General features: G+C 56.1%; 1 protein-coding gene. It reads right to left on the bottom strand.

Translation table 11 applies throughout. From position 1 onward, the window contains the following. Nucleotides 1–262: immunoglobulin-like domain-containing protein (locus tag IAE36_RS23535; RefSeq protein WP_201214982.1), on the bottom strand; the 262-nt coding region annotated here is incomplete at both ends.

Genomic DNA, 262 nt, shown 5'->3' with positions numbered 1-262 from the left:
GGTGTTATCCACAGACAGGACCGCAGTGACCTTGCTGATGGTGTCGGTCACATTCACCGAAGCTGGGCCGCCAATGACCAGGTTCTCGAACGAGGCGTTCGGGACTTCAGCCTTGGTAATGCCCACTTGGATTTTGCCTTCATCTTTGAAGACGTCATCACCCTGGGCCGGTGCAGTATAAGACTTGCTGGTTTCACCCGCCTTGAATACCACGGTAGCGTTGTTGCTCAGGGTGACGGTCAGGTCCTTGTCCAGTGCGCGG

It is taken from the genome of Pseudomonas sp. S36, from assembly GCF_016647875.1.
Taxonomy (GTDB): domain Bacteria; phylum Pseudomonadota; class Gammaproteobacteria; order Pseudomonadales; family Pseudomonadaceae; genus Aquipseudomonas; species Aquipseudomonas parafulva.
The sequence above is the reverse complement of the archived record's forward strand: the minus strand, read 5'-3'. Positions and strand labels throughout refer to the sequence as shown.